Source organism: Actinoplanes regularis, from assembly GCF_900188005.1.
Lineage (GTDB): Bacteria > Actinomycetota > Actinomycetes > Mycobacteriales > Micromonosporaceae > Actinoplanes > Actinoplanes regularis.
Window position 1 is genome coordinate 1 of the sequence record NZ_FZNR01000008.1, and the last position, 21,831, is coordinate 21,831.

The following is a 21,831-nucleotide window of genomic DNA, read 5'->3' on the forward strand; positions in this document are numbered from 1 at the left end:
GCCAGCGTCGCCGCGGCCACCAGGGCGGCATCCGTGATGCTGATCCGGTGGTGCGCCTCGTAGCGGTCACGCAGACCCTTGAGGATCTCGATGGTGTGCGCCAGCGACGGCTCACCGACCTGGATCGGCTGGAAGCGGCGCTCGAGAGCGGCGTCCTTCTCCAGGTGCTTGCGGTACTCGTCGAGGGTCGTCGCGCCGATCGTCTGCAGCTCGCCACGCGCGAGCATGGGCTTCAGGATCGAGGCCGCGTCGATCGCGCCCTCGGCGGCACCCGCACCGACCAGGGTGTGGATCTCGTCGATGAACAGGATGATGTCGCCCCGGGTGCGGATCTCCTTGAGCACCTTCTTCAGGCGCTCCTCGAAGTCACCGCGGTAACGGGAGCCGGCGACCAGCGCGCCCAGGTCGAGCGTGTAGAGCTGCTTGTCCTTCAGCGTCTCGGGCACCTCGCCCTTGACGATGGACTGGGACAGGCCCTCGACCACGGCGGTCTTGCCGACGCCCGGCTCGCCGATCAGCACCGGGTTGTTCTTGGTCCGGCGGGACAGCACCTGCATGACCCGCTCGATTTCCTTCTCCCGGCCGATCACCGGGTCGAGCTTGCCCTCCCGGGCGGCCTGCGTGAGGTTGCGCCCGAACTGGTCGAGGACCAGCGAGGTGGACGGCGCGGCCTCGCCGGTGGCGGTGCCCGCGGCGGCCGGCTCCTTGCCCTGGTAACCGGAGAGCAGCTGGATCACCTGCTGGCGGACCCGGTTGAGGTCGGCGCCGAGCTTGACCAGCACCTGGGCGGCGACGCCCTCACCCTCCCGGATCAGGCCGAGCAGGATGTGCTCGGTACCGATGTAGTTGTGCCCGAGCTGCAACGCCTCCCGCAGCGAGAGCTCCAGCACCTTCTTCGCCCGCGGCGTGAACGGGATGTGCCCGCTCGGCGCCTGCTGACCCTGGCCGATGATTTCCTCGACCTGCTGACGGACCCCCTCGAGAGAGATGCCGAGGCTCTCGAGAGCCTTTGCGGCGACGCCCTCCCCCTCGTGGATGAGGCCCAACAGGATGTGCTCTGTACCGATGTAGTTGTGGTTGAGCATCCGGGCCTCTTCTTGGGCCAGGACGACAACCCGTCGCGCTCGGTCGGTGAACCGCTCGAACATGCCCTCGTGCTCCTCACGTGCCGTGCGCCAATGCTGAGCCTGTCTCAACAGCTGGCGGGGCCAGCGCACGGGCATCGGTGATACCCGTGCTGTAACTCTATCGCCGCCGGGAGCATCCGCCGGGCCCCTCGCAGGCCCTCAAAACGATCCGCAACGTTGATTTAGCCAACTTCGCACGCTCAGCGGCTCTTCCCCCACCCGAACGTGTACGCGGACAGCGAAATCCGCTTGGTCCACAGCCTGTGGACAACGCGGTCCTCCCTGTGGATAACCGTACTGAAGGCGACTCGGCGACGGGCTGGAAGCACAGAGAGGGCGTACCGGTGACCGGTACGCCCTCTCCAGCGAAAAACTCAGGCCCGACCGGGGCCCTTCGCGTGGTACTCGTCGACGATCTCCTGCGGGATGCGCCCGCGGTCGGAGATGTCGTAACCGGCCTTCTTGGCCCACTCCCGGATCGCCTTGTTCTGCTCCCGGTCGGCCGCAGCCCCGCCCCGGCCACGGGCCGCGCGGCCGCCAACGACCACACCGCCACGAGCCACCTTGGTGCCCGCGCCCACGTACGGAGCGAAGACCTCCCGCAATTCCGCGGCGTTCTTCTCCGAGAGATCGATCTCGTACTGAATACCGTCAAGCGCAAACTTCACGGTCTCGTCGGCTTCGGCACCGTCGATGTCATCGACCAGCTTGTGAATGATCTGCTTGGCCACGCGCCGTTATCCTCCCGAACACAGGTTCTCTCCCACGCAATGCGAGAACAATAACGCCAGGGGGACATCGCCCGTCAATGGCGGGGGCAGTAATTGACGATCGGCTACTCCGGGCGGACCAACGGGAAGAGGATCGTTTCCCGAATGCCCAGGCCGGTGAGCGCCATCAACAGCCGGTCGATTCCCATTCCCATGCCACCGCTGGGCGGCATTCCGTACTCCATGGCCCGGAGGAAATCCTCGTCGAGCTGCATCGCCTCGGCGTCGCCGCCGGCCGCCAGCAGCGACTGGGCGTGCAGCCGTTCCCGCTGAACAACCGGGTCGACCAGCTCGGAGTACGCGGTGGCGAGCTCGAAGCCGCCCACGTAGAGGTCCCACTTCTCGGTGAGACCGGGCGTCTCCCGGTGCGGCGCGGTCAGCGGCGCGGTCTGCTCCGGGTAGTCCCGGACGAAGGTGGGCGCCTGCAGGGTGTGCTGCACGAGGTGCTCGAACAGCTCCTCGGCCAGTTTGCCGGCGCTCCACTTGGGGTCGACACCGAGCTGGACCTTCTCCGCGTACCGCTGGAGCTGGGCCAGGTCGGTCTCGATGGTGACCTCCTCGCCGAGCGCCTCGGAGATGGCGCCGAAGAGGGTGATCTGGTTCCACTCGCCGCCCAGGTCGACCTCGGTGCCGTCGTGGTGGGTGACCACGTGCGAACCGGCGACCGCCTGCGCGGCCTCCTGAATCCACTCGCGCGTCTGCACCTGCATCACGTTGTAGTCGGCGTACGCCTGATATGCCTCGAGCATGGCGAACTCCGGGGAGTGCGTGGAGTCCATGCCCTCATTCCGGAAGTTCCTGTTGATCTCGAAGACCCGGTCGATGCCGCCGACCACGGCCCGCTTCAAAAACAGTTCCGGAGCGATCCGCAGATAAAGATCAGTATCCAGTGCGTTGCTGTGCGTCACAAACGGACGAGCGGTCGCGCCACCGTGCAGCAACTGCAACATCGGCGTTTCCACCTCGAGATAATTGCGGCGGAACAGCGACTCCCGAAGGCTACGGACCACAGTTGCGCGAGTACGCACGGTGTCCCTGGCCTGCGGTCGAACGATGAGATCCACATAACGCTGCCGCACCCGGGTCTCCTCGGAAAGCGGCTTGTGCGCGACCGGGAGCGGGCGCAGCGCCTTGGCGCTCATCGACCAAGAATCGGCGAGAACGGAGAGCTCACCACGCCGGCTGGTGATCACCTCACCGGTGACCGCGACCAGGTCACCGAGGTCGACCAGCCGCTTCCACTCCTCCAGCCGCTCGGCACCGACCCGGTCCAGCGAGAGCATGGCCTGCAGTTCGGTGCCGTCACCCTCCCGGAGGGTGACGAAGCAGAGCTTGCCACCGCTCCGGATGAAGATCACCCGACCGGTGACCGAGACCTGGTCGCCGGTGGCGGTGTCGGTCGGCAGCTCCGCGTACTGCTCGCGGATTTGGGCCAGGCTGATCGTCCGGGGGACGGTGACCGGGTAGGGCTGCACACCCTCGGCCAGCATCCGGTCCCGCTTCGCCCGGCGGACGCGCATCTGCTCGGGAAGGTCCTCGGCGGGTTCGGTCGCTGGCGTGTTCTGCTCGGTCACGGCACGTCTTCCTGTGGAGTGGGGCTGGGACAACGACTCGGAAAGCCTACTCAGCCCGGTTCAGACGTTCCGCTCATATACCATCCGCAGGCCGATCAGCGTGATCATCGGCTCATGCGCGGTCAGCGTGCGGCACTCGTCCTTCACCAGCCAGGCCAGGCCGCCGGTGGCGATCACCGCGCGGACCGGGCCGATCTCCTCGACCATCCGCTCCACGATCCGGTCCACCTGACCACCGAAGCCGTAGTAGAGCCCGGCCTGCAGGCACTCCACGGTGTTCTTGCCGATCACCGAGCGCGGCTTGGTCGGCTCCACCTTGCGCAGCTGGGCGGCCCGGGCGGCGAGGGCGTCGAAGGAGATCTCGATCCCCGGGGCGAACGCGCCGCCGAGGAACTCGCCCTTCGCGCTGATCAGGTCGAAGTTGGTGGTGGTACCGAAGTCGACCACGATCGACGGCCCGCCGTAGAGCGCGTGCGCGGCCAGGGTGTTCACCACCCGGTCCGCGCCCACCTCCTTCGGGTTGTCGATGGCCAGCTGCACCCCGGTCTTCACGCCCGGCTCGACGATCACGCTGGGCACGTCGCCGTAGTACCGCTTGAGCATCGTGCGCAGGTTGCGCAGCGCGGCCGGCACCGTGGAGCAGGCCGCGACCCCGGTGATCTCCACCGCGTCGCCGGCCAGCAGCCCGCGGAACATCAGACCGAGCTCGTCCGCGGTCGAGGCGGCGTCGGTCTTGATCCGCCAGTTGTGCACCAGCTTGTCACCGTCGAAGGTGGCCAGCACGGTGTTGGTGTTTCCGATGTCAATGCAAAGCAGCACGGATGCCCCTAAGGATCAAAATCAAGAGCCCTATTCTGTACGGGCGGTGCTGTCAGCGCGGGCGCAGGTCCAGTGCGATGTCCAGGATCGGCGACGAGTGGGTCAGCCCGCCCACCGACAGGTAATCCACCCCGGTCGCCGCGTAGGCCGCCGCGGTCGCCAGGGTCAGGTTCCCGGTCGCCTCCAGCTCGGCCCGCCCGCCGATCGCACCGACCACCTCGGCCAGCAGCTCCGGGCTCATGTTGTCGCAGAGCAGGAACGTCGCGCCGGCCTCCACCGCCTCCCGCGCCTCGGCCAGCGTGGTCACCTCGACCTGCACCGCCACGTCCGGGAAGGTGTCCCGGACCAGCCGGTACGCGGCGGTGATGCTGCCCGCGGCCAGCTTGTGGTTGTCCTTGATCATGGCGACGTCGTACAGGCCCATCCGCTTGTTGGTGCCGCCGCCGGCCCGGACCGCGTACTTCTCCAGCGATCGCAGCCCTGGCGTGGTCTTGCGGGTGTCCAGCACCGTGGCCTTGCTGCCGGCCAGCTGGTCGGCCCACTTACGGGTGTGGGTCGCCACCCCGGACATCCGGCTGATCAGGTTGAGCGCGGTCCGCTCGGCGGTGAGCAGCGCCCGGGTCGGCCCGGTCACCATAGCCAGCACGTCACCCCGCGCGACCCGGTCGCCCTCCTCGGCGATCTGCCGGAACTCCGCGTGCCCCTGCGAGGTGATCGCGAAGACCTCGGCGGCCACCGGCAGGCCGGCCACCACGCCGTCGGCGCGGGCCACCAGCTCGGCGGTGTCGACCTGATCGGATGGGATGGTCGCCTCGCTGGTCACGTCGCGGGGCGGGTCCCCGAGGTCCTCGGCGAGCGCGGTCAACACGATCCGCTGCACCTCAGCGAAGTCCAACCCGAAGTCGTTCACTGCATCTCCTGAAAATTCTGGGTCATGCCGCCGCCCGCGACGATGGAGTCGAGCAGGTGCCCACGCCACTCGTCGGCCGCGGTCGGGTAGTCCTCACGCCAGTGACAGCCCCGCGTCTCCCTCCGGCTGCGCGCCGAGGCGACCAGCGCGGTGGCGACGGTGAGCAGGTTGGTCGCCTCCCACGCCGCGGTGTTCGGGGTGGCCCGCGACTGGGCCAGCCGGGTCAGCTCCTTGGCCGCCGTGTCGAGCGAGTCGGCCGAGCGCAGCACCCCGGCGCCGCGGGTCATGGCGCGCTGCACCTCGGGGCGGATCGCCGCGTCGGCCACCCACGCCGGGGTCATGTTCATCCGCACCGGCTCGGCCTGAGCGGGCAGCTCCCGGCCGATGTCGTCGGCGATCCGTTTGGCGAAGACCAGGCCCTCCAGCAGCGAGTTGCTGGCCAGCCGGTTGGCGCCGTGCACGCCGGTGCAGGCCACCTCGCCACAGGCGTACAGACCCGGGATGGTGGTGCGGCCGTGCAGGTCGGTGCGGACCCCGCCGGAGGCGTAGTGCGCGGCCGGGGCGACCGGGATCAGCTCGGTCGCCGGGTCCACGCCGGCCGCCCGGGTGGAAGCCATGATCGTCGGGAACCGGTGCTCCAGGAACTCCTTGCCGAGGTGCCGGGCGTCCAGGTAGACGTGATCCGCGCCGGTGGCCCGCAGCACCCGGTAGATGCCCTTGGCGACCACGTCGCGCGGGGCCAGCTCGGCCAGCTCGTGCTGCCCGACCATGAACCGGTCGCCGTTCTCGTCGACCAGGTGCGCGCCCTCGCCCCGCAGCGCCTCGGAGATCAGCGGCCGCTGCACCGAGTTGAGCCCGGAGGTGACGAACGAGGTCGGGTGGAACTGGACGAACTCCACGTCGGTGACCGCCGCGCCGGCGCGCAGCGCGAGCGCCACCCCGTCGCCGGTGGAGACCGAGGGGTTGGTGGTGGACGCGTAGATCTGCCCCATCCCGCCGGTGGCCAGCACGACCGCGCGGGCCAGGATGGCGCCCACGCCGTCCTCCGAGCCCTCGCCCAGCACGTGCAGGGTGATCCCACAGGCCCGCCCGTCGGCGGCCCGCAGCAGGTCCAGCACCAGCGCGTGCTCGACCAGCCGGATCCACGGGTCGCGGCGGACCGCGGCGTGCAGGGCGCGCTGCACCTCGGCGCCGGTCGCGTCGCCGCCGGCGTGCACGATCCGGTCGGCCCGGTGGCCGCCCTCGCGGGTCAGCATCAGGGAGCCGTCCGGGTTGCGGTCGAACTCGGCGCCCCGGCGGATCAGCTCCCGGATCCGCGCCGGGCCCTCCTCGACCAGCACCTTCACCGCCTCCGGGTCGCAGAGCCCGACACCGGCGATCTCGGTGTCGTACGCGTGCGCCTGCGGCGTGTCCAGCGGGTCGAGGACGCCGGCGATCCCGCCCTGCGCCCAGCGCGTGGAGCCGTCGTCGATGTTGACCTTGGTGACCACCGTGACGTGCAGGCCCTGCTCACGCAGGTGCAGAGCGGCGGTCAGCCCGGCTATCCCGGAACCGATCACGACCACGTCGGTGGTCTCGTTCCAGCCCGGCTCGGCGGCGGCGAGCCGGCGCGGTAGCGCCGGTAGATCCGCGAGAGGTGACATGTGGTCAGTACACTCCGCCCGTGCACACCCGGCACGGCGGGGGCACCATCAGTGGTCAGTGTTACTTGTACTGGACCGGCAGCGCTTTGGGCCCCTTGCCCTTCAGCGAGGACGTCAGCGCGGCGCCGTCCAGCCAGAAGTAACAGCGCACACCCCGGTCACCCTGTGCCCAGACGTCCGAGTTTCCGGGGAGCGAGACCACGCCCGTCCGGTATTCGAGGTTCTTGTCGTCGGGCACCCCGATGTAGTCGGCGACCACCGAGCGACAGCCGTCGTGGAACCTCTCCCAGGCTTCGTCGCCCTTCGGGTACGAGATGTCGGCCGGCGCCTTCCACACCCCGGCGAACTCGGCGTTGTGCTTGGCGCCGCAGGAGGCCGGACCCATGGTGTCGATCGCACCGCTCGAGTCCAGGCTGACCGCATAGCAGCCGAGCCTCAGCCTGGCGCCGGCGTCGGTGGCCAGCACGTTGCGCAGGCTGCCCTTGCGCTCGACCAGAGCGCCGTTGTCCTCGATCGAATCGAGCTCGACCACCTCGCAGCGGAACCAGCGGGAACCGCCGGCCCACGCCGCGGGCGACGGGTGGGTCACCCCGATCCACAACCGGGCGGTACGCCACGGACCCCCGACGTAGGCGGTCGTCTTCTGGTCGCAGATCTCGTAAGCCTTGTGCGCCCCCGCGGAGGCCTCCGACGGCGGCTGGTCAGCGGTCGCGGCCTGCCCGGTGTACTCGCCCACGTAGACCGTCTCGGTGCGGTGCGGCATCGCGCAGTTGACCTCCTCGTAGGTCGCCCGCGGGCCGGTCGACGCGAAGTTGGCCATGTGACAGGTGTCGGCCTTGGGTTCGAAGCCGGTCGCCGGGGCCATCGCGGCCCAGTTGTTGGTGAGGTCCCCGTCGACGTTGCCGGGGTTTCCGCACCCGGCGGCCAGCAGCATCAATCCCAGCAGGGCGGCCAGGTCGACGCCGAAGCCCGGACTCGAACCGGCGCGCCGGTTCCGCGCGCCGGCACGCCGGTGACGCGATCGGGCACGCCAGAGTCGCATGAAGGACCTCCCCACACGCCGCCGATGTCCGATTTATCGATCATATGATGATCAGACCGGTTCATCGGCGGCGTTCGGGAAAGTCACTCCACGATCAACGGGCGGGCAGCGTCAGGTCGCCCCGGACCAGCTCGTCGGCCATCCCGGCGACCGCCTCGGCCGGGTCCGCACCCAGCTCGATCACCCGGTTCTCGGCGTCCACGTGCACCACCCGAGGCTGGTACGCACGGGACTCCGCGTCGTCCATCTGCCCGTAGGAGATCAGGATGACCAGGTCACCGGGGTGGACCAGGTGCGCGGCGGCACCGTTGATGCCGATCACGCCGGTGCCCCGCTCACCCGGGATCACATACGTCTCCAGCCGCGCGCCGTTGGTCACGTCGACGATCGCCACCAGCTCGCCGGGCAGCAGGTCGGCCGCCTCCATCAGGTCGAGGTCGACGGTCACCGAGCCGACGTAGTGCAGGTCGGCCTGCGTCACGGTGGCACGGTGGATCTTCGACTTCAACATGGTGCGCAGCATCAGGCTTCCTTCCGGAGAACGATCGAGACGTTGTCGATCAGGCGGGTGGCGCCGACCCTGGCGGCCACCAACAGGCGGGCCGGGCCGTCGGTGGGGACTGCCCCCAGGTCGGGACCGGTCAGTTCGAGGTAGTCAAGGCGTGCGCCCGGCTCATCCGCCAGGATCTTCCCGGCGGCGGCCAGGACCGCTTTCGGCTCGCTGTGTACGGCGCCCTCGCGCAGAGCGCGGGAAAGCGCCAGCGCGGAGATCCGTTCTGTCGGCGAAAGATACCGGTTACGGCTGGACAGGGCCAGACCGTCGTCTTCCCGTACGGTCGGAACCCCGACGATCTCCACGCCGAGCTCCAGATCGACCACCATCCGGCGGATCAGCGCAAGCTGCTGGAAGTCCTTCTCGCCGAAGAACGCGACGTCGGCGCGGGTGAGCCGCAACAACTTCTCGACCACGGTGAGCATGCCGGAGAAGTGACCCGGTCGGCTGGCGCCCTCCAGGATCGCGCCGAGCGGCCCCGGATTCATCGTGATCGACGGCGCCCCGCCCGGATAGACGTCGTCCCGGCCGGGCGCGAAGACCACCGCCGCGCCCTCGGCCCGGCACGCCTCGAGATCCTCGTCCAGGGTCCGCGGGTACTTCTCGAAGTCCTCGGCCGGCCCGAACTGCAACGGGTTCACGAAGATCGTCACGACCACGAACGGCGACCGCTCCCGGGCCACCCGGATCAGCCGCCGGTGCCCCTCGTGCAACGCGCCCATGGTCATCACGACCGCGATCTCGCCACCCGCGGCGTCCAGCACCGCGGCCAACTCGTCGCGGGTGTGCACCACCTGGGTCATGCCGGGCTCCTCACTGTGCCGTCTGCCACCGTCGCCACGCCGTCCCGCGGTGCGAAATCCGCCACCGGGAACAACACCCGCAGAAGATCCTCGGCGTCCTGCGGGCGCAGTCTTCCGGACGTGAGCGCGCGGTCCGCGGTGCGCCGGGCCAGAGCCAGATACGCCGGTACGGCCTCGTCCGGCAGCCGATCCAGGTGTTTCGCCACCGTGCCGGCGTCCCCCCGGGAGACCGGCCCGGTCAGCGCGGCGTCACCCATCCGCAGCGCGTTGTCCAGCGCCGCGGTCAGCAGCGGGGCGAGCACCCGGGCGGGCTGCTCGACCCCCGCCGCGCGCAGCGTGTCAGCCGCCTCGTTGACGAGCGTGACCAGGTGGTTCGCACCGTGCGCGAGCGCCGCGTGGTAGACCGGCCGGGCATCCTCGGCGATCCACTCCGGCACGCCACCCAGGTCGGCGACCAGCCGGGTGGCGAACGCCCGGTCCCGGCTCGTCACGCCCCAGGCGATGCCGGGCAGCCGGGCCAGATCGGTCTCCGTGCCGGTGAACGTCATCGCGGGATGCAGCGCCATACCGGTTACATCGCCGAAAACGTCCAGTCCGTGAGCACCGGAGGTGTGCGCGACGATCTGATCCGGACGAAGCGCCCCGGTGCTGTTCAAGCCGGCGACCACGCTCCGGAGGGCGTCGTCGGGGACGGCGAGCAGCAGCAGGTCGGTGGCGGCGCGGGCGACCTCGCCGGCCGGCCGGATCACGGCCTCCGGCAGTAGGCGGGCGACCCGCTCGCGGGAGGCGGCCGAGACGGCCGCGGCGGCGACCACCCGGTGCCCGGCCGCGTTCAGCGCCGCGCCCAGCACAGCACCCACCCGGCCGGCGCCGATCACGCCGACGGTCAAAGCGTTCATGGATCCAGTCCTCAGGTCGGGTACCGGTCGAGCGCCAGTATGCGCCGCCGTAACACGCTCGTAGCAACCACGTGTGAACAACCGCACCGGGCCCCCTGCCCGGTCGTTCCCAGGGGTGTATCGGACGTTCTCCGACACCCCTGAGCCCTGGCACGACGTTCCCGGCCGGGGCAACCCTAGACACCCCGGACCCCGGCCCGGCGCCGCGCTGGGACCGGTGCGACTCGAGGGAAGCGGCCCGGGCCCGGCGGAGCCTTCTAAGCTGACGGCGTGACGGGGATCGGCTGGCGGTCGGCGATGGGGTCGGCCCTCTACGGCCCGGACGGGTTCTTCGTGCGCCCGCAGAGCGGCCCCGCTGATCATTTCCGGACCAGCGTGCACGCGTCGCCGCTGTTCGCCGGGGCGTTGGCGCGACTGGTCGAGCGGGTCGACACGGCGCTCGGCCGGCCGGAGCGGTTCGACCTGGTGGATGTCGGAGCCGGGCGCGGAGAGCTGCTCACCACGCTGTGCGCGGCGCTGCCCGGGGACCTGGCCGACCGGGTGCGGCCGGTCGCGGTCGAGATGGCGGCCCGGCCGGAAGGGCTGGACGGGCGGATCCGGTGGCGGCGGGACCTGCCGGAGACGGTGACCGGGCTGCTGATCGCCACGGAATGGCTGGACAACGTGCCGCTCGACGTCGTGGAGACGGACGGGTCCGGGCGGCTGCGGAAGGTCCTGGTGGACCGGCGCACCGGGGTGGAGACGCTGGGCGGGCCGGCCGACGCGGCCGAGGTCTTGTGGGCGAGCCGCTGGTGGGCCGGGCCGGGGCGGATCGAGATCGGCGCCCCACGGGACGCGGCCTGGTCGGATGCGGTCGAGCGGGTGCGCCGCGGCGCCGCACTCTGCATCGACTACGGCCACCGCCGGGAGGAGCGGCCTCCACTGGGGACGCTCACCGGGTTCCGCGACGGCCGTCAGGTTCCACCGGTCCCGGACGGCAGCTGCGACGTCACCGCCCACGTCGCCGTCGACGCGACCGCGGAGGCGACCGGTGTGCCGTACGAGATGATCCGTCAGCGTGAGGCGCTGCGACCGTTCGGGATCAGCGGTGCGCGCCCGTCGCTCGCCCTGGCCGGCAGCGACCCGGTGGTCTATCTGCGCGCCCTCGCCGCGGCCGGCGAGGCGGCCGAGTTGACCTCCACCAGCGGGCTCGGTGCCCACTGGTGGCTCTGGCACCCCATCGGCATCGATCTCTCGCTCGCCTGACCTCCACCGCTCGGCGCGTCGCGGCCACGCGGTGGCGGCGACGCCGCGCGAGATCGGCCCGGGGCGTGGCCCGAAAGGGCTGGACACGGGGCTCCACAGGTCGTACCCGGGAATGGTTTGCGGTGGGACCGAAACCGGGTGGCGCGGCCGGGTCGTCCGGTGGGTGTTCGTCGCGCGGGCCGCCGCGCGCCGGAAAGCGAGCGGCTGACCCGGACCGGACAGCGGCGGGCGTGCGACGATGCGTCTGTGACGGACTCGCTGAGGGAGATGACTGTCGGGACCGGAGCCGGGCTGGAGACGGCGGACATGGTCCTCAACATCGGGCCGCAGCATCCGTCGACGCACGGCGTGCTGCGGCTCAAGCTGACGCTGGACGGGGAGCGGGTGGTCACCTGCGAGCCGATCGTCGGGTACATGCACCGCGGCGCGGAGAAGCTCTTCGAGGTGCGGGACTACCGGCAGATCATCATGCTGGCCAACCGGCACGACTGGCTCTCCGCGTTCTCGAACGAGCTGGGCGTGGTGCTCGCGGTCGAGCGGCTGATGGGCATCGAGGTGCCCGAGCGGGCGATCTGGCTGCGGATGGCCCTCGCCGAGCTGAACCGGGTGCTGAACCACCTGATGTTCCTCGGCTCGTACCCGCTGGAGATCGGCGCGATCACGCCGATGTTCTACGCCTTCCGGGAGCGGGAGACCCTGCAGGCGGTCATGGAGGAGGTCTCCGGCGGGCGGATCCACTACATGTTCAACCGGGTCGGTGGCCTGAAGGAGGAGGTCCCGGCCGGCTGGACGAAGCGGGCGCGGCAGGCGGTGGCGGCGGTCCGGCGGCGGATGCCCGATCTGGACCGCATCATCCACAGGAACGACATCTTCATGGCGCGGACCGTCGGGGTCGGCGTCCTGTCCGCGGCCGACGCCGCCGCCTACGGCGCCTCCGGTCCGGTGGCGCGGGCAAGCGGTCTGGATTTCGATGTACGGCGGGACGAGCCGTATCTCCTCTACGACCAGCTCGACGTTCCAGTGGTGACCCGGACGGCCGGGGACTGTCACGCGCGGTTCGAGGTGCTGCTGGAGCAGGTGTACGTGTCACTCGACCTGGTCGAGGCGTGCCTGGACCGGGTGGAGCGGATCGGCGGGCCGGTCAACGTGCGACTGCCCAAGGTGGTCAAGGCGCCGGAGGGCCACACGTACGCGTGGACCGAGAACCCGCTCGGGGTGAACGGGTACTACCTGGTGTCCCGCGGCGACAAGACGCCGTGGCGGCTCAAGCTGCGGACGGCGTCCTACGCGAACGTGCAGGCGCTGGCGACCCTGATCCCGGGCTGCCTGGTGCCGGATCTGATCGCGATCCTCGGGTCGATGTTCTTCGTGGTCGGAGACATCGACAAGTAGGTCACCAGCCGGCCGGGGCGTCTCCGCGGTAGCCGGGCATGTTGGCGAAATCGGCCAGCGAGCCGACGTTGGTGTCGTTGGCCGAGGGACGGTGCCGGCGGGCCTTGTACTGGCCGGAGTCGTCGCCGTTCGCCGGGAAGCCGCCGCTGGCGGGTTCGAAACCGTTGTCCGGGCCGTAGCCGTTCGCGGATTCGAAACCGTTGTCCGGGCCGTAGCCGTTCGCGGGGTCGAAACCGTTGTCGCCGCCGTAGCCGCCGTCCGAGTCGTAGCCGTAGCCGCCGCTCGGGCCGTAACCGTTGGCCGGGCCGTAACCGTCTTCGGCGCCGTAGCCGTCGTCAGAGCCGTAGCCGTTGCCGGGTACCTCGTTCATACCGGCGTAGCCGTTGGGGGCGTCAGGGCGGCCGTACACCGCCGGGGCGGGGCGGACGGCGGCGGAGGCGCGCGGCTGTGGACCGGAGGTGGCGCCGGCCGGGGCGGCGCCGTAGACGCCGCTGGGGGCGGGAGGCGCGACGGCGACGCGGGCCGTGCCGGCGGCCGGTGGAGGTACGGAGGCGGCGCCGCGCTGGCGTGGCGTCGGAGCGCCGGACATCGGGGCGCCCGGCATCGGGGCACCGGGCCGCGCAGTGCCCTGAATCGGAGCGCCGGGCCGCGCAGCACCGGACATCGGAGCACTCGGCATCGGAGCACCGGGCCTCGCAGCACCCTGAATCGGGGCACCGGACCGCGCAGCACCGGACATCGGAGCACTCGGCATCGGAGCACCGGGCCTCGCAGCGCCCTGAATCGGAGCGCCGGACCGCGCAGCACCGGACATCGGAGCACTCGGCATCGGAGCACCGGGCCTCGCAGCGCCCTGAATCGGAGCGCCGGACCGCGCAGCACCGGACATCGGAGCACTCGGCATCGGAGCACCGGGCCGCGCGGCACCCTGAATCGGGGCACCGGACATCGGAGCGCCCGGCATCGGAGCGCCGGGCGGCGGGACGACCGCGGCCGCACCGAACGAAGCCGAACCCACCACGGCGGCGCCGGTGGCGGGGCCGCCGATCGAGGCGGAACCGGTGGGGACCGCCGCGGATGCGCGGCCGGCCGGGCCGCCCGGTGACATCGGGCGGGCGCTGCCCGCGACCACGGCACGGCCGCCGGCGGGGCGGGCGGGTTCGGGGGCGACGGGCTGGCTGTACTCGTCGTAGTAGTCGTTCTGCTGGTCGCCGTAGCCGGGCTCGGCCTCGTAGCCGTTCGAGCCCGGCCCGTTGAAGGCTCGGTCGTCATAACCGGGCTGGCCGTCGAAGCCCTGCTGGTTGTCGAAGCCCTGCTGGCTGTCGAAGCCCTGCTGGCCGTCGAAACCCTGCTGCCCGTCGAAACCCTGCTGCCCGTCGAAACCCTGCTGCCCGTCGAAACCCTGCTGGCTGTCGAAGCCCTGCTGGTTGTTCATGCCGGGCTGCGCGTCGGGCTGGCCGTCGAAGAAGCCGTTCTCGGGGGCGAAGCCGTTGTCCGGGCCGAAGCCACCGCCTTGCCCAGAGCCGCGACCCGGCTGCGGAACGTAACCGTTCGGGGTACCCGCTCCGGCCGGGACCGGCACCCGGGCGCCGGGCGTGCGCGGCGTCAGCGGCGGCCGGTTCGGATCCGGCGCGGAAGCGGCCGCCCGTGCCGATATCTCCGCGGTCAGTTCCTTTCGAAGCCGGTCGATCTCCTCCGCGACGCGGTCCTCGACATCCATCCGGAGCAGCATCGGATCACTGCGGATCAGCACCGACGCGCCGATCAGCACGACACTGACGGCGATCAGCAGCACCGCGAACCGGACCGAGCCCAGGCTTCCGCCGACCATCACGAGCGCGGCCGCCAGCGGGGCGAGGATCACTCCGGCCCAGAGAAGGCCGCGAAGCAGGCGTGCGCTGTGTCCCGCTTGGGAGTCCCGTTCCGGCATGGGCGCAGATGTTACCGAGAGTGCGCCCGGGACGAAACGGCCGAACGCCGGGTGGCATACACCGGCCCGGCGTTCAGCACATCTGTCACCGATCGTCAGCCGGCCGCGAGCGCACCGTCCGAGCTGAAGACCAGGCCCACCGAGATGGTGCCCTGCTTCAGAGCGTTCTTGGTGAGCGGACCGCCCGCGTCCAGCGTGTCGAACCGGCCGGCCTGGAAGCTGTACGTCTCGACGAGGCCCTGCTGGCACTTGGGCCGCTGCGGGCACTCGGCCGGGCCGCCCAGCACGGTGGCCGCGCCGGAGCACTTGCTCGCCAGGTCGGAGAGCGTGGTGAGGGCGTACTTCTCGGCGAAGGCCGTGGTGACGGCGAACGCGTTCTGATCCTGCGCGGCGCTCGCCTGACCGAAGACCAGGCCGCGCTTCTCACCGAGCGCCTTGAGGCTGGCCACCGTCGCATCCAGGTCGGACGACGAGGGGTCCTTGGCGTTCTTGTCGACCTTGCCGGACAGGAACGTCGCGAGGGTCGCGGCGTACTCCGGGACGACCGAGATCTCGCCCTTCTCCAGAGCCGGCTCGTAAAGCTCACGGTTGCCGATCTGCTGCACCTTCACGGTGTAGCCGGCCGCGGTGAGGACGATGCCGTACAGCTCGCCGAGTGTGGCGTTCTCGGAGAAGTTCGCCGCCCCGACGGTGATCTTGCCGCCTGCGCCCTTGGCGAGGCCCGCGGTCAGGTTGTTCGCCGTGACGAACTCCTGGGCGGCCGCCTTGGACGACTTGCGGTCGACGTCGACGGCCTTGTTCAGCTCGACCAGCTTGGCGGTGTCGAGCGCCGCCGACACCTTGTCCAGCGCGGCGATCAGCTCGGGGCTGGACGCCTTCTTGTTGATGGCCGGGATGACGTTGTCGGTGTTCTGCAGCTTCTTGTCGTCGGTGAGCACGACCAGCTTGTCCCCGGCGACCGGGGCACAGCCCTGACCACCGGCGGCCGCCGACGGGGGTGCCGCGGTGCCGGAGGAACCGGCTTCACCGCAGCCGGCAAGGACGACGGCGGCCGCGGCGAGGACGCCGGCCGCACGGAAAAGGTTCTGACGCATCACTGCCGCCTTCTGTGTCCCGGCACCGCCCAGGTGGCGGTGCCGCGTGTCCGACGGGCAGCCGGAATCGCGATGCCCGCTGGTTCTCGTCTTTCCTACCAAGGGGGTATGACAAGATCACCCTTTTGATGCCGGAGCGTTATCCGGTGGTCACCGTCACACCGGTTCGACGGCGCTTGCGAGCCCGCAGGGCAGGCGGGGTGACCAGGCGTTGCACGAGTGCCAGCAGGGCCTCGACGAGAAGTGCCAGCAACGCTACGGCGAGACCGCCGGCGACGATCTGTCCCCCGCCGCCGTTGCTCATCCCGATCCCGAACCCGGCGCTGATGATCTGTCCCAGGCCACCGCCGTTGACCAGGGCGGCCAGCGCCGCGGTCGCCACCACCTGGACCGCCGCCGTGCGCAGCCCGGCCGCCAGGTACGGCACCGCGAGCGGCAGCTCGACCTGGCGCAGCAACTGCCCGCCGGAGAGGCCCATCCCGCGGGCCGCCTCCCGGGTCTCCGGGTCGACCGAGCGCAGCCCGGTGTACGCGTTCGCCAGCAACGGCGGCACCGCGAAGACGGCGAGCGCCACCACCACCGGCGGCTTGCCGAAGCCGAGCGGGGTGAGCGGCAGGATGGTCAGCAGGGCCAGCGTGGGGATGGCCAGGGTGAGGTTGGCGACAGTGATGACCGCGCCGCCGCCCCGGCCGCGGTGCCCGAGCCAGATCCCGACCGGCCAGCCGACCGCGCAGCCGAGCAGGACCGCCCAGAGGCTGATCAGCAGGTGCTCGGTCAGGCGGTCCAGCAGGCCGCCGGGGTTGCTCCAGTTCAGCGGATCGTTCAGCCAGACGATGCCCTCGTGGAGATAGCTCATCGGTACACCTCCACTGAGCCCACTGATTCGCTCGCAAGCTCGCTCATGCCGCCACCTCCGCTACGCTCCGGCGTCGACATGAGCCAACAACTGAGCCCATTGATTCGCTCGCAGGCTCGCTCATGTGGCCCGACCCCGGGTCCAGGGGGTCAGCAGCCGGCCCAACCCGGCCAGCAGCAGATCGAGCACCAGGGCCAGCCCCACACAGAGGACCGTGCCGGTGAGGATCTCCGCTTTGTAGAAGTTGTTCCGGAAGCCGCCCAGGATGAGGTCGCCGAGACCGCCCTGCCCGATCAGCGAGCCGACCGTGACGAGCGCCACAGTGGAGACGGTGGCCAGGCGCAGGCCGGTCAGGATGCCCGGCAGCGCGAGCGGCAACTCGACCCGCAGCAGCCGGCCCGACCGGCTGTACCCCATGCCGGTCGCGGCGTCGATGACCTCGGGCGGGACCTGGGTGAGCCCGGCCAGCGAGTTCCGGACCAGGACCAGCAGCGCGTACATCACCAGGGCGACCAGGACCGAGGTGGTGCTGGTCGTGCCGAGCAGCGGGGCCAGCAGGGAGAGCAGCGCCAGCGAAGGGATCGTGTAGAGAATCCCGGAGAGTGCGAGAATCGGCGCGGTCAACGGTTTGATCCAGTAGGCGACGACGGCCAGCGGCACGGCGACGACCAGTGCGAGGAGCACGGTCTGCGCGGTCAGCCCGGCGTGAAAACGCAAGGCTTCGCCGATGGTGTCGGCGTTCTCGTGGACGTACCGCCAGGAGAACCAGGGATTTCCCGGCCCGTCGCCGGCGGGTGCGGCCACCGGCGTCAGCAATGCCGGTCCCCAGGACAGGAGAGACATAGGTGGACGCTACCGCGGCATCGATCACCCTGGCGGACGTCGGCAAGGTCTATCCGGACGGCACCGTGGCCGTCGACGGCTTCAGTCTCGAGGTGCGTGCCGGCGAGCTCGCCGTGCTGATCGGCGCCTCCGGCTCCGGCAAGTCGACCATCCTGCGCATGATCAACCGGCTGATCGAGCCGTCCCGCGGGACGATCACCATCGACGGGCGCGACATCCTCGAGCAGGATCCGGTGCGGCTGCGCCGGCAGATCGGCTACGTGATCCAGAACGTCGGGCTCTTCCCGCACCAGACGGTCCGGGCCAACGTCGGCACGGTCGCGCGCCTGCTCGGCTGGGACCGCAAGCGGATCAACACCCGCGCCGACGAACTGCTGGAACTCGTCGGCCTGGACCCGGCGCGGTACGGCAAGCGGTACCCGCACGAACTCTCCGGCGGCCAGCGCCAGCGGGTCGGGGTGGCCCGCGCCCTCGCCGCCGATCCGCTGGTGCTGCTGATGGACGAGCCGTTCTCCGCGGTCGACCCGATCGTGCGGGCCCGGCTCCAGGAGGAGTTCCTGCGGCTGCAGGCCACCGTGCGCAAGACGATCGTGCTGGTCACCCACGACATCGACGAGGCGGTCCGGATGGGCGACCGGATCGCGGTGCTGGCCGAGGGCGGCCGCCTTCTCCAGTACGCGACCCCGGCCGAGCTGCTGAGCCGACCGGCGTCACCGGAGGTGCGGGACTTCGTCGGCGCCGACCGCGGCATCCGGCGGCTCGCGGTGACCCCGGTGCGGGACGTGATGTCGGCCCACGACGGCCCGGCCGACGGCCTGCCCAGCGTGGACGTCGCGGCGACGCTGCACGAGGTGCTCGCCGTGATGCTCACCGAGAACGCCGGCACGGTCCTGGTGACCGAGAACGGCCGTCCGGTCGGTCAGGTGACCCGGACAGCCGTCTTCGAGACCCCCGTACCGGAGGAATCCGCGGTCTGACCGGCCCGCTACCGGGCATTTCGCCGAGCGGGGCCGATCACCTGGTTCCCCGGCGACCGCCGAGGCTCGCCAGGCCGACAATCCAGCCGACGAAGAGACCGTATTGGGCGCCGCTGCCGGCCGACCGGAACGCGCCGAGCAGCGAGGGGTTGGCAAGGAAGAGGGTGGCGAGCAGGGAGGCGAGACCACCCGCGAAGATGTACGCGGCCCAGCCGGCGAAGAGCTGGCTGATCGTGCCGCGAGCCCGGGCCAGCTGCGAACCGGGCAGCAGGACCAGGAAGATGAAGGTCAGCAGGACGAGAAGGATCGCCCTGAGGTCACCGACGACCACGTCGCGCAGCGAGTCCGAGGTGTCGAACTGCCAGCTCGGCCAGTGCAGCAGGCGCAGCCACCAGCCGCCCGCGGTCTCCGGGTCGGTGTTCTCCCCGACCCAGTCGCCGTACCAGGGGCTGCCGAAGATCAGAACGAGTATGAGCGCGGCGAGAGTGCCCGCACCGGGTGCGGTCTTGTAGCTGTTTCCGAGAGCCATGGCCCCGCTATTCCCGGCGGGGACACGCACTCAAACGACGACTGTCACTATTTGCCGAGATAGTCGATGAACGCGGCCCGCAGCAGCGGCTCCTGCTCGCCGAGGTTACGGCCTTCCAGCTCGCGGTAGAGCGCGACGGCCTCGTCGATGGTCGGGCCGATCGAGTTGGGCGCGCCGTCCAGCGCGGCGGCCTCGTCGGCGTCCGGCAGGTGCCCCAGCACCGACCAGAAGAAACGGACATCGCGCTTCTCACGGGCCCTGGCGAAGGCACGTTCCCGCAGCTTTTCGGTGGACAGGGCGTCCAGTTCGGCGAAGCCGGGCGTGGTCATGTCCGAAAGCATACTTTCAGCGAGTGGCGCCCCACGGTCCGTCGTCCCAACGGTCACCGCGCGCGGGCTGGGCCGGGGCGGTGGTCCAGGTCTCCGGCATGGTCGGCGACCAGCTGGTGGCGAGGCCGCTGGAGGGCGCGGCGTTCCAGTTCTGCGTGGTCGCGGCGTTGGCCAGGCGGCCGTACGACTCGACGATCCGGGTGGTGATCAGGCCCGCGACGAAGATCGCGCCGGCGATCGCGAAGAGCGAGATCCGCAGGTCCCGACGGTCCTGGAAGTCCAGGAACAGGGTCAGCGCGATGACCGCGAAGAGAGTGCCGAAGATCCCGCCGCGGCGACCGTACGCACTGGTCCCGCCGAGCAGCGCCAGGCCGAGGCCGATACCGGTCCACTCGAGGCCGGTGCCGGGCCGGATCGGAGCGGCCGAATGACCGGCCAGGATCACGCCGGCGCCGGCCGCGAAGACCGAGGAGAGGACCAGGGCCACCAGCACCGGCAGCACGGCCCCGGCGCCGCGCCGGGCGGCCGGGTCACCGTCCGGGCGCATCCGGCCGAGGAACCGGCGCACCGGGCCGATCGCCCCGAGGCCGGAGCCCAGCACGGCCAGCAGCGCGAACCCGCCGAAGAGCAGGAAGGCGCGGTCGGTCGGCTCCCAATCACCCTGCACCGCGACGGCGCCGACCCGGAGCTGGTCGAAGGTGATCACGCCGAGCGCGGCGGCCAGGGTGGCCGCCCAGCCCGGCACGTGCAGCACCAGGATCAGCACGCCCACGATCAGGCCGCCGGCGGCCGCGATGATCAGCGCTGGGACCAGCGCCTGGAGGATGCCCTTGTCCCCGTTCTCGGCGAACTGGAACTCGGCGGCCAGCACGATCGGGCCGATCGCCAGGTTCGGCACGCCGGCTCGCAGGGACAGCCCGGCACCGAGCGTGATCAGGCCGACCGCGGCGCCGACGACCAGCAGGCCGTCCAGGGCGGGGCGCTGCAGGACGGCGGAGTTCTCCCGCCACAGCAGGAAGCCGATCACCCCGGCAGCGACCAGGAGAACGATCTCCCAGCCCAGGTGGACGCCGAGCCGGTCCCGGCCGTCGTCCTCGGCCGCCGGAACCGCGCCAACCGGGGCGGGCAACGACTGGTCGAGGGTGGAGCCGCCGGCGGTGTCGTCGAGCTGGACACGGCGCCGGTACGCGGCCGGGTCGGTCTCACCGGTGCTGTCGCCGGGCCGGCGGAACGCCGTCTCGTCGTACGCCATGGTCCGCGCCTCCTTACGCCCCCAACAGCGGTTCGAGGCGCACGCTACTCCGGGTCGGGTGACCCGCCGCACAGGATACGGATACGAGACGGCCACAGTTCAGAGCCCATAACACTTTGACGTTTGTCAACGCCTGTCGGAGGGCCTGCCGGAGTCGTCGTCCTTCCGGTCGGGCCGATCCGGCACCCGGCAGGAGCGCTCCAACCAGAGTGCCGTGCCGATCAGGGCGACCGCCGCGACCAGTGTGGTCGCCACCGTCGGGATGTCCGCCTCGGCGAAGTCGGTCGGCTCCGTCACGAGCCAGATCAGAAGCCCCGCGGAGAAGCCGGCGGTGAGCGCACCGACCAGGGAGGACGCCTTGGCGAGTGCGGCGTAGCGGGCCACGGCGAGCGGCTCGACCGGCGGTGCGCCGGGCTTGCGCTGGATCCGGGCACTGGTGTTCTGCGCGAGATAGCCCTCGACCACCGCGAGCGCGAACAACACGATCGCCCCGGTCCAGGGCAGCGGGGTCAGCTTGTAGAAGAGCTGGTTGTAGCCGAGCAGCAGCCAGCCCAGCGCCGCACCGATCAGCGCGGCCAGCACCAGCGCCGAGACGCTCGTCGGTTGCAGTGACGGGTCGGTCCGGCGCCTGTCCGGGGAGCCGTCGGGGTTGGCGCTCACGCCATCGACTCTAGCGACAGATCCGGGCGGAACGTCATCGCGGCGACATCGGCGGCGAGTTCCGGCGCGGCGAGCAACTCGGCGAGCGCACCGTGGCCGGGCAGGTCGCCGTCGGGCTGCAGGTCGAGCCACGGGCGCAGCACGAAGGCCCGCAACCGCGCCCGCGGATGCGGCAGGGTGAGTTCCGGGTCGTCCACGGAGACCGGGCGGCCGTCGGCGTCCCACACGGCGATCACGTCGACGTCCAGGGTGCGTGGGCCGAACCGGCGGTCCGGGTTCCGCTCGCGGCCCTCGGCCGCTTCACAGGCCCGCGCCCGGTCCAGCCAGTCGTGCTGGGTCGCGGCGGGATCCTCGACCAGGATCACCGCATTGAGGTACGCCGGTTGATCCGGATCGCCCCATGGGGGCGTCTCGTAGACCCCGGACACCGCTCGCACGCTGTCGCCGAGCAGGTCGACCGCCGCCCGCAGGTGGGCCTGCCGGTCTCCCAGGTTGCTCCCGACCGAAAGAACGGCCCGGCTCATGCCGCCACCTCCGCTGCGCCCCGGCGTCGACCTGAGCTGACTGATCCGCTCGCAAGCTCG

Annotated in this window: 22 protein-coding genes; 3 read left to right on the plus strand and 19 right to left on the minus strand. The window is 70.9% G+C overall.

Going from position 1 to position 21,831, the window contains the following annotated elements; all coding sequences use genetic code 11:
- The 10 genes from CHC09_RS21445 to CHC09_RS21490 form a co-directional block, all read right to left on the minus strand.
- Positions 1–1,148 (minus strand): Clp protease N-terminal domain-containing protein (locus tag CHC09_RS21445; protein WP_143232455.1); only part of this gene is annotated, 1,148 nt, incomplete at its 3' end.
- Between the two features lie 353 nt (positions 1,149–1,501).
- Positions 1,502–1,858, minus strand: coding sequence for a histone-like nucleoid-structuring protein Lsr2 (locus CHC09_RS21450; protein ID WP_089294968.1), 357 nt, complete (start codon positions 1,856–1,858; stop codon positions 1,502–1,504).
- A gap of 104 nt (positions 1,859–1,962) precedes the next feature.
- The gene (gene lysS / locus CHC09_RS21455) at positions 1,963–3,471 is read right to left on the minus strand and encodes a lysine--tRNA ligase (RefSeq protein ID WP_089294969.1); all 1,509 of its coding nucleotides are present in this window, start codon (positions 3,469–3,471) and stop codon (positions 1,963–1,965) included.
- Positions 3,472–3,531: 60 nt separating this feature from the next.
- Complete coding sequence (locus CHC09_RS21460; protein ID WP_089294970.1) at positions 3,532–4,290, minus strand: type III pantothenate kinase; 759 nt, start codon at positions 4,288–4,290, stop codon at positions 3,532–3,534.
- A 52-nt stretch (positions 4,291–4,342) separates the two neighbouring features.
- Positions 4,343–5,200 (minus strand): carboxylating nicotinate-nucleotide diphosphorylase, encoded by an 858-nt coding sequence (gene nadC / locus CHC09_RS21465; RefSeq protein WP_089294971.1) that lies wholly within the window; start codon positions 5,198–5,200, stop codon positions 4,343–4,345.
- The gene (locus tag CHC09_RS21470; RefSeq protein ID WP_089294972.1) at positions 5,197–6,843 is read right to left on the minus strand and encodes an L-aspartate oxidase; all 1,647 of its coding nucleotides are present in this window, start codon (positions 6,841–6,843) and stop codon (positions 5,197–5,199) included. The genes nadC and CHC09_RS21470 overlap by 4 nt, the downstream gene beginning before the upstream one ends.
- A gap of 61 nt (positions 6,844–6,904) precedes the next feature.
- On the minus strand, positions 6,905–7,885 hold the full coding sequence (locus tag CHC09_RS21475) for a septum formation family protein (protein WP_089294973.1): 981 nt from the start codon (positions 7,883–7,885) through the stop codon (positions 6,905–6,907).
- 94 nt (positions 7,886–7,979) lie between these two features.
- Entirely contained in the window at positions 7,980–8,408 is a 429-nt protein-coding gene (gene panD, locus CHC09_RS21480) for an aspartate 1-decarboxylase (RefSeq protein ID WP_089294974.1), read from the minus strand.
- Positions 8,408–9,241, minus strand: coding sequence for a pantoate--beta-alanine ligase (panC, locus tag CHC09_RS21485; protein WP_089294975.1), 834 nt, complete (start codon positions 9,239–9,241; stop codon positions 8,408–8,410). The genes panD and panC overlap by 1 nt, the downstream gene beginning before the upstream one ends.
- Positions 9,238–10,140 carry a Rossmann-like and DUF2520 domain-containing protein gene (locus CHC09_RS21490; RefSeq protein WP_089294976.1) on the minus strand — a complete coding sequence of 301 codons (903 nt, stop codon included), beginning with the start codon at positions 10,138–10,140 and terminating at the stop codon, positions 9,238–9,240. Before CHC09_RS21490 ends, panC begins: the two co-directional genes overlap by 4 nt.
- 297 nt (positions 10,141–10,437) lie before the next feature.
- On the opposite strand from CHC09_RS21490, the gene CHC09_RS21495 reads away from it, so the two are divergent.
- Positions 10,438–11,385: an SAM-dependent methyltransferase gene (locus tag CHC09_RS21495; protein ID WP_089295246.1), complete on the plus strand. Its 948-nt coding sequence runs from the start codon at positions 10,438–10,440 to the stop codon at positions 11,383–11,385.
- Between the two features lie 267 nt (positions 11,386–11,652).
- Positions 11,653–12,777, plus strand: coding sequence for an NADH-quinone oxidoreductase subunit D (locus tag CHC09_RS21500; protein WP_089294977.1), 1,125 nt, complete (start codon positions 11,653–11,655; stop codon positions 12,775–12,777).
- A gap of 1 nt (position 12,778) precedes the next feature.
- Here CHC09_RS21500 and CHC09_RS21505 read toward each other — a convergent pair whose 3' ends face one another.
- From CHC09_RS21505 to CHC09_RS21520, 4 genes are all read right to left on the minus strand, one after another.
- Positions 12,779–14,707, minus strand: a complete 1,929-nt coding sequence (locus tag CHC09_RS21505) for a hypothetical protein (protein ID WP_089294978.1) — start codon at positions 14,705–14,707, stop codon at positions 12,779–12,781.
- A 95-nt stretch (positions 14,708–14,802) separates the two neighbouring features.
- Complete coding sequence (locus tag CHC09_RS21510) at positions 14,803–15,801, minus strand: glycine betaine ABC transporter substrate-binding protein (RefSeq protein ID WP_089294979.1); 999 nt, start codon at positions 15,799–15,801, stop codon at positions 14,803–14,805.
- A 139-nt stretch (positions 15,802–15,940) separates the two neighbouring features.
- Positions 15,941–16,657 carry an ABC transporter permease gene (locus CHC09_RS21515; protein WP_089294980.1) on the minus strand — a complete coding sequence of 239 codons (717 nt, stop codon included), beginning with the start codon at positions 16,655–16,657 and terminating at the stop codon, positions 15,941–15,943.
- 120 nt (positions 16,658–16,777) lie between these two features.
- Complete coding sequence (locus CHC09_RS21520; protein ID WP_239138422.1) at positions 16,778–17,500, minus strand: ABC transporter permease; 723 nt, start codon at positions 17,498–17,500, stop codon at positions 16,778–16,780.
- A gap of 2 nt (positions 17,501–17,502) precedes the next feature.
- On the opposite strand from CHC09_RS21520, the gene CHC09_RS21525 reads away from it, so the two are divergent.
- Positions 17,503–18,477: an ABC transporter ATP-binding protein gene (locus tag CHC09_RS21525; protein WP_089294981.1), complete on the plus strand. Its 975-nt coding sequence runs from the start codon at positions 17,503–17,505 to the stop codon at positions 18,475–18,477.
- A gap of 37 nt (positions 18,478–18,514) precedes the next feature.
- Here the strand turns inward: CHC09_RS21525 and CHC09_RS21530 are convergent, their stop codons facing one another.
- From CHC09_RS21530 to folK, 5 genes are all read right to left on the minus strand, one after another.
- Entirely contained in the window at positions 18,515–19,006 is a 492-nt protein-coding gene (locus tag CHC09_RS21530; RefSeq protein ID WP_089294982.1) for a hypothetical protein, read from the minus strand.
- A 47-nt stretch (positions 19,007–19,053) separates the two neighbouring features.
- A complete protein-coding gene (locus CHC09_RS21535; protein ID WP_373871931.1) occupies positions 19,054–19,335 on the minus strand; it encodes a hypothetical protein in 282 nt (93 codons plus the stop codon).
- 16 nt (positions 19,336–19,351) lie between these two features.
- Positions 19,352–20,587: an ABC transporter permease gene (locus tag CHC09_RS21540; protein ID WP_089294984.1), complete on the minus strand. Its 1,236-nt coding sequence runs from the start codon at positions 20,585–20,587 to the stop codon at positions 19,352–19,354.
- 126 nt (positions 20,588–20,713) lie between these two features.
- Positions 20,714–21,247, minus strand: a complete 534-nt coding sequence (locus CHC09_RS21545; RefSeq protein WP_089294985.1) for a DUF3180 domain-containing protein — start codon at positions 21,245–21,247, stop codon at positions 20,714–20,716.
- On the minus strand, positions 21,244–21,771 hold the full coding sequence (gene folK / locus CHC09_RS21550; protein ID WP_089294986.1) for a 2-amino-4-hydroxy-6-hydroxymethyldihydropteridine diphosphokinase: 528 nt from the start codon (positions 21,769–21,771) through the stop codon (positions 21,244–21,246). Before folK ends, CHC09_RS21545 begins: the two co-directional genes overlap by 4 nt.
- Positions 21,772–21,831: the final 60 nt, after the last annotated feature.

Bases quoted from the DNA above. Each gene is read 5' to 3' on its own strand.
- CHC09_RS21470 (WP_089294972.1), bottom strand. From the start codon at position 6,843: ATGTCACCTCTCGCGGATCTACCGGCGCTACCGCGCCGGCTCGCCGCC.
- CHC09_RS21475 (WP_089294973.1), bottom strand. From the start codon at position 7,885: ATGCGACTCTGGCGTGCCCGATCGCGTCACCGGCGTGCCGGCGCGCGG.
- panD (WP_089294974.1), bottom strand. From the start codon at position 8,408: ATGCTGCGCACCATGTTGAAGTCGAAGATCCACCGTGCCACCGTGACG.
- panC (WP_089294975.1), bottom strand. From the start codon at position 9,241: ATGACCCAGGTGGTGCACACCCGCGACGAGTTGGCCGCGGTGCTGGAC.
- CHC09_RS21490 (WP_089294976.1), bottom strand. From the start codon at position 10,140: ATGAACGCTTTGACCGTCGGCGTGATCGGCGCCGGCCGGGTGGGTGCT.
- CHC09_RS21495 (WP_089295246.1), top strand. From the start codon at position 10,438: ATGGGGTCGGCCCTCTACGGCCCGGACGGGTTCTTCGTGCGCCCGCAG.
- CHC09_RS21500 (WP_089294977.1), top strand. From the start codon at position 11,653: ATGACTGTCGGGACCGGAGCCGGGCTGGAGACGGCGGACATGGTCCTC.
- CHC09_RS21505 (WP_089294978.1), bottom strand. From the start codon at position 14,707: ATGCCGGAACGGGACTCCCAAGCGGGACACAGCGCACGCCTGCTTCGC.
- CHC09_RS21510 (WP_089294979.1), bottom strand. From the start codon at position 15,801: ATGCGTCAGAACCTTTTCCGTGCGGCCGGCGTCCTCGCCGCGGCCGCC.
- CHC09_RS21515 (WP_089294980.1), bottom strand. From the start codon at position 16,657: ATGAGCTATCTCCACGAGGGCATCGTCTGGCTGAACGATCCGCTGAAC.
- CHC09_RS21520 (WP_239138422.1), bottom strand. From the start codon at position 17,500: ATGTCTCTCCTGTCCTGGGGACCGGCATTGCTGACGCCGGTGGCCGCA.
- CHC09_RS21530 (WP_089294982.1), bottom strand. From the start codon at position 19,006: ATGGCTCTCGGAAACAGCTACAAGACCGCACCCGGTGCGGGCACTCTC.
- CHC09_RS21535 (WP_373871931.1), bottom strand. From the start codon at position 19,335: ATGACCACGCCCGGCTTCGCCGAACTGGACGCCCTGTCCACCGAAAAG.
- CHC09_RS21540 (WP_089294984.1), bottom strand. From the start codon at position 20,587: ATGGCGTACGACGAGACGGCGTTCCGCCGGCCCGGCGACAGCACCGGT.
- folK (WP_089294986.1), bottom strand. From the start codon at position 21,771: ATGAGCCGGGCCGTTCTTTCGGTCGGGAGCAACCTGGGAGACCGGCAG.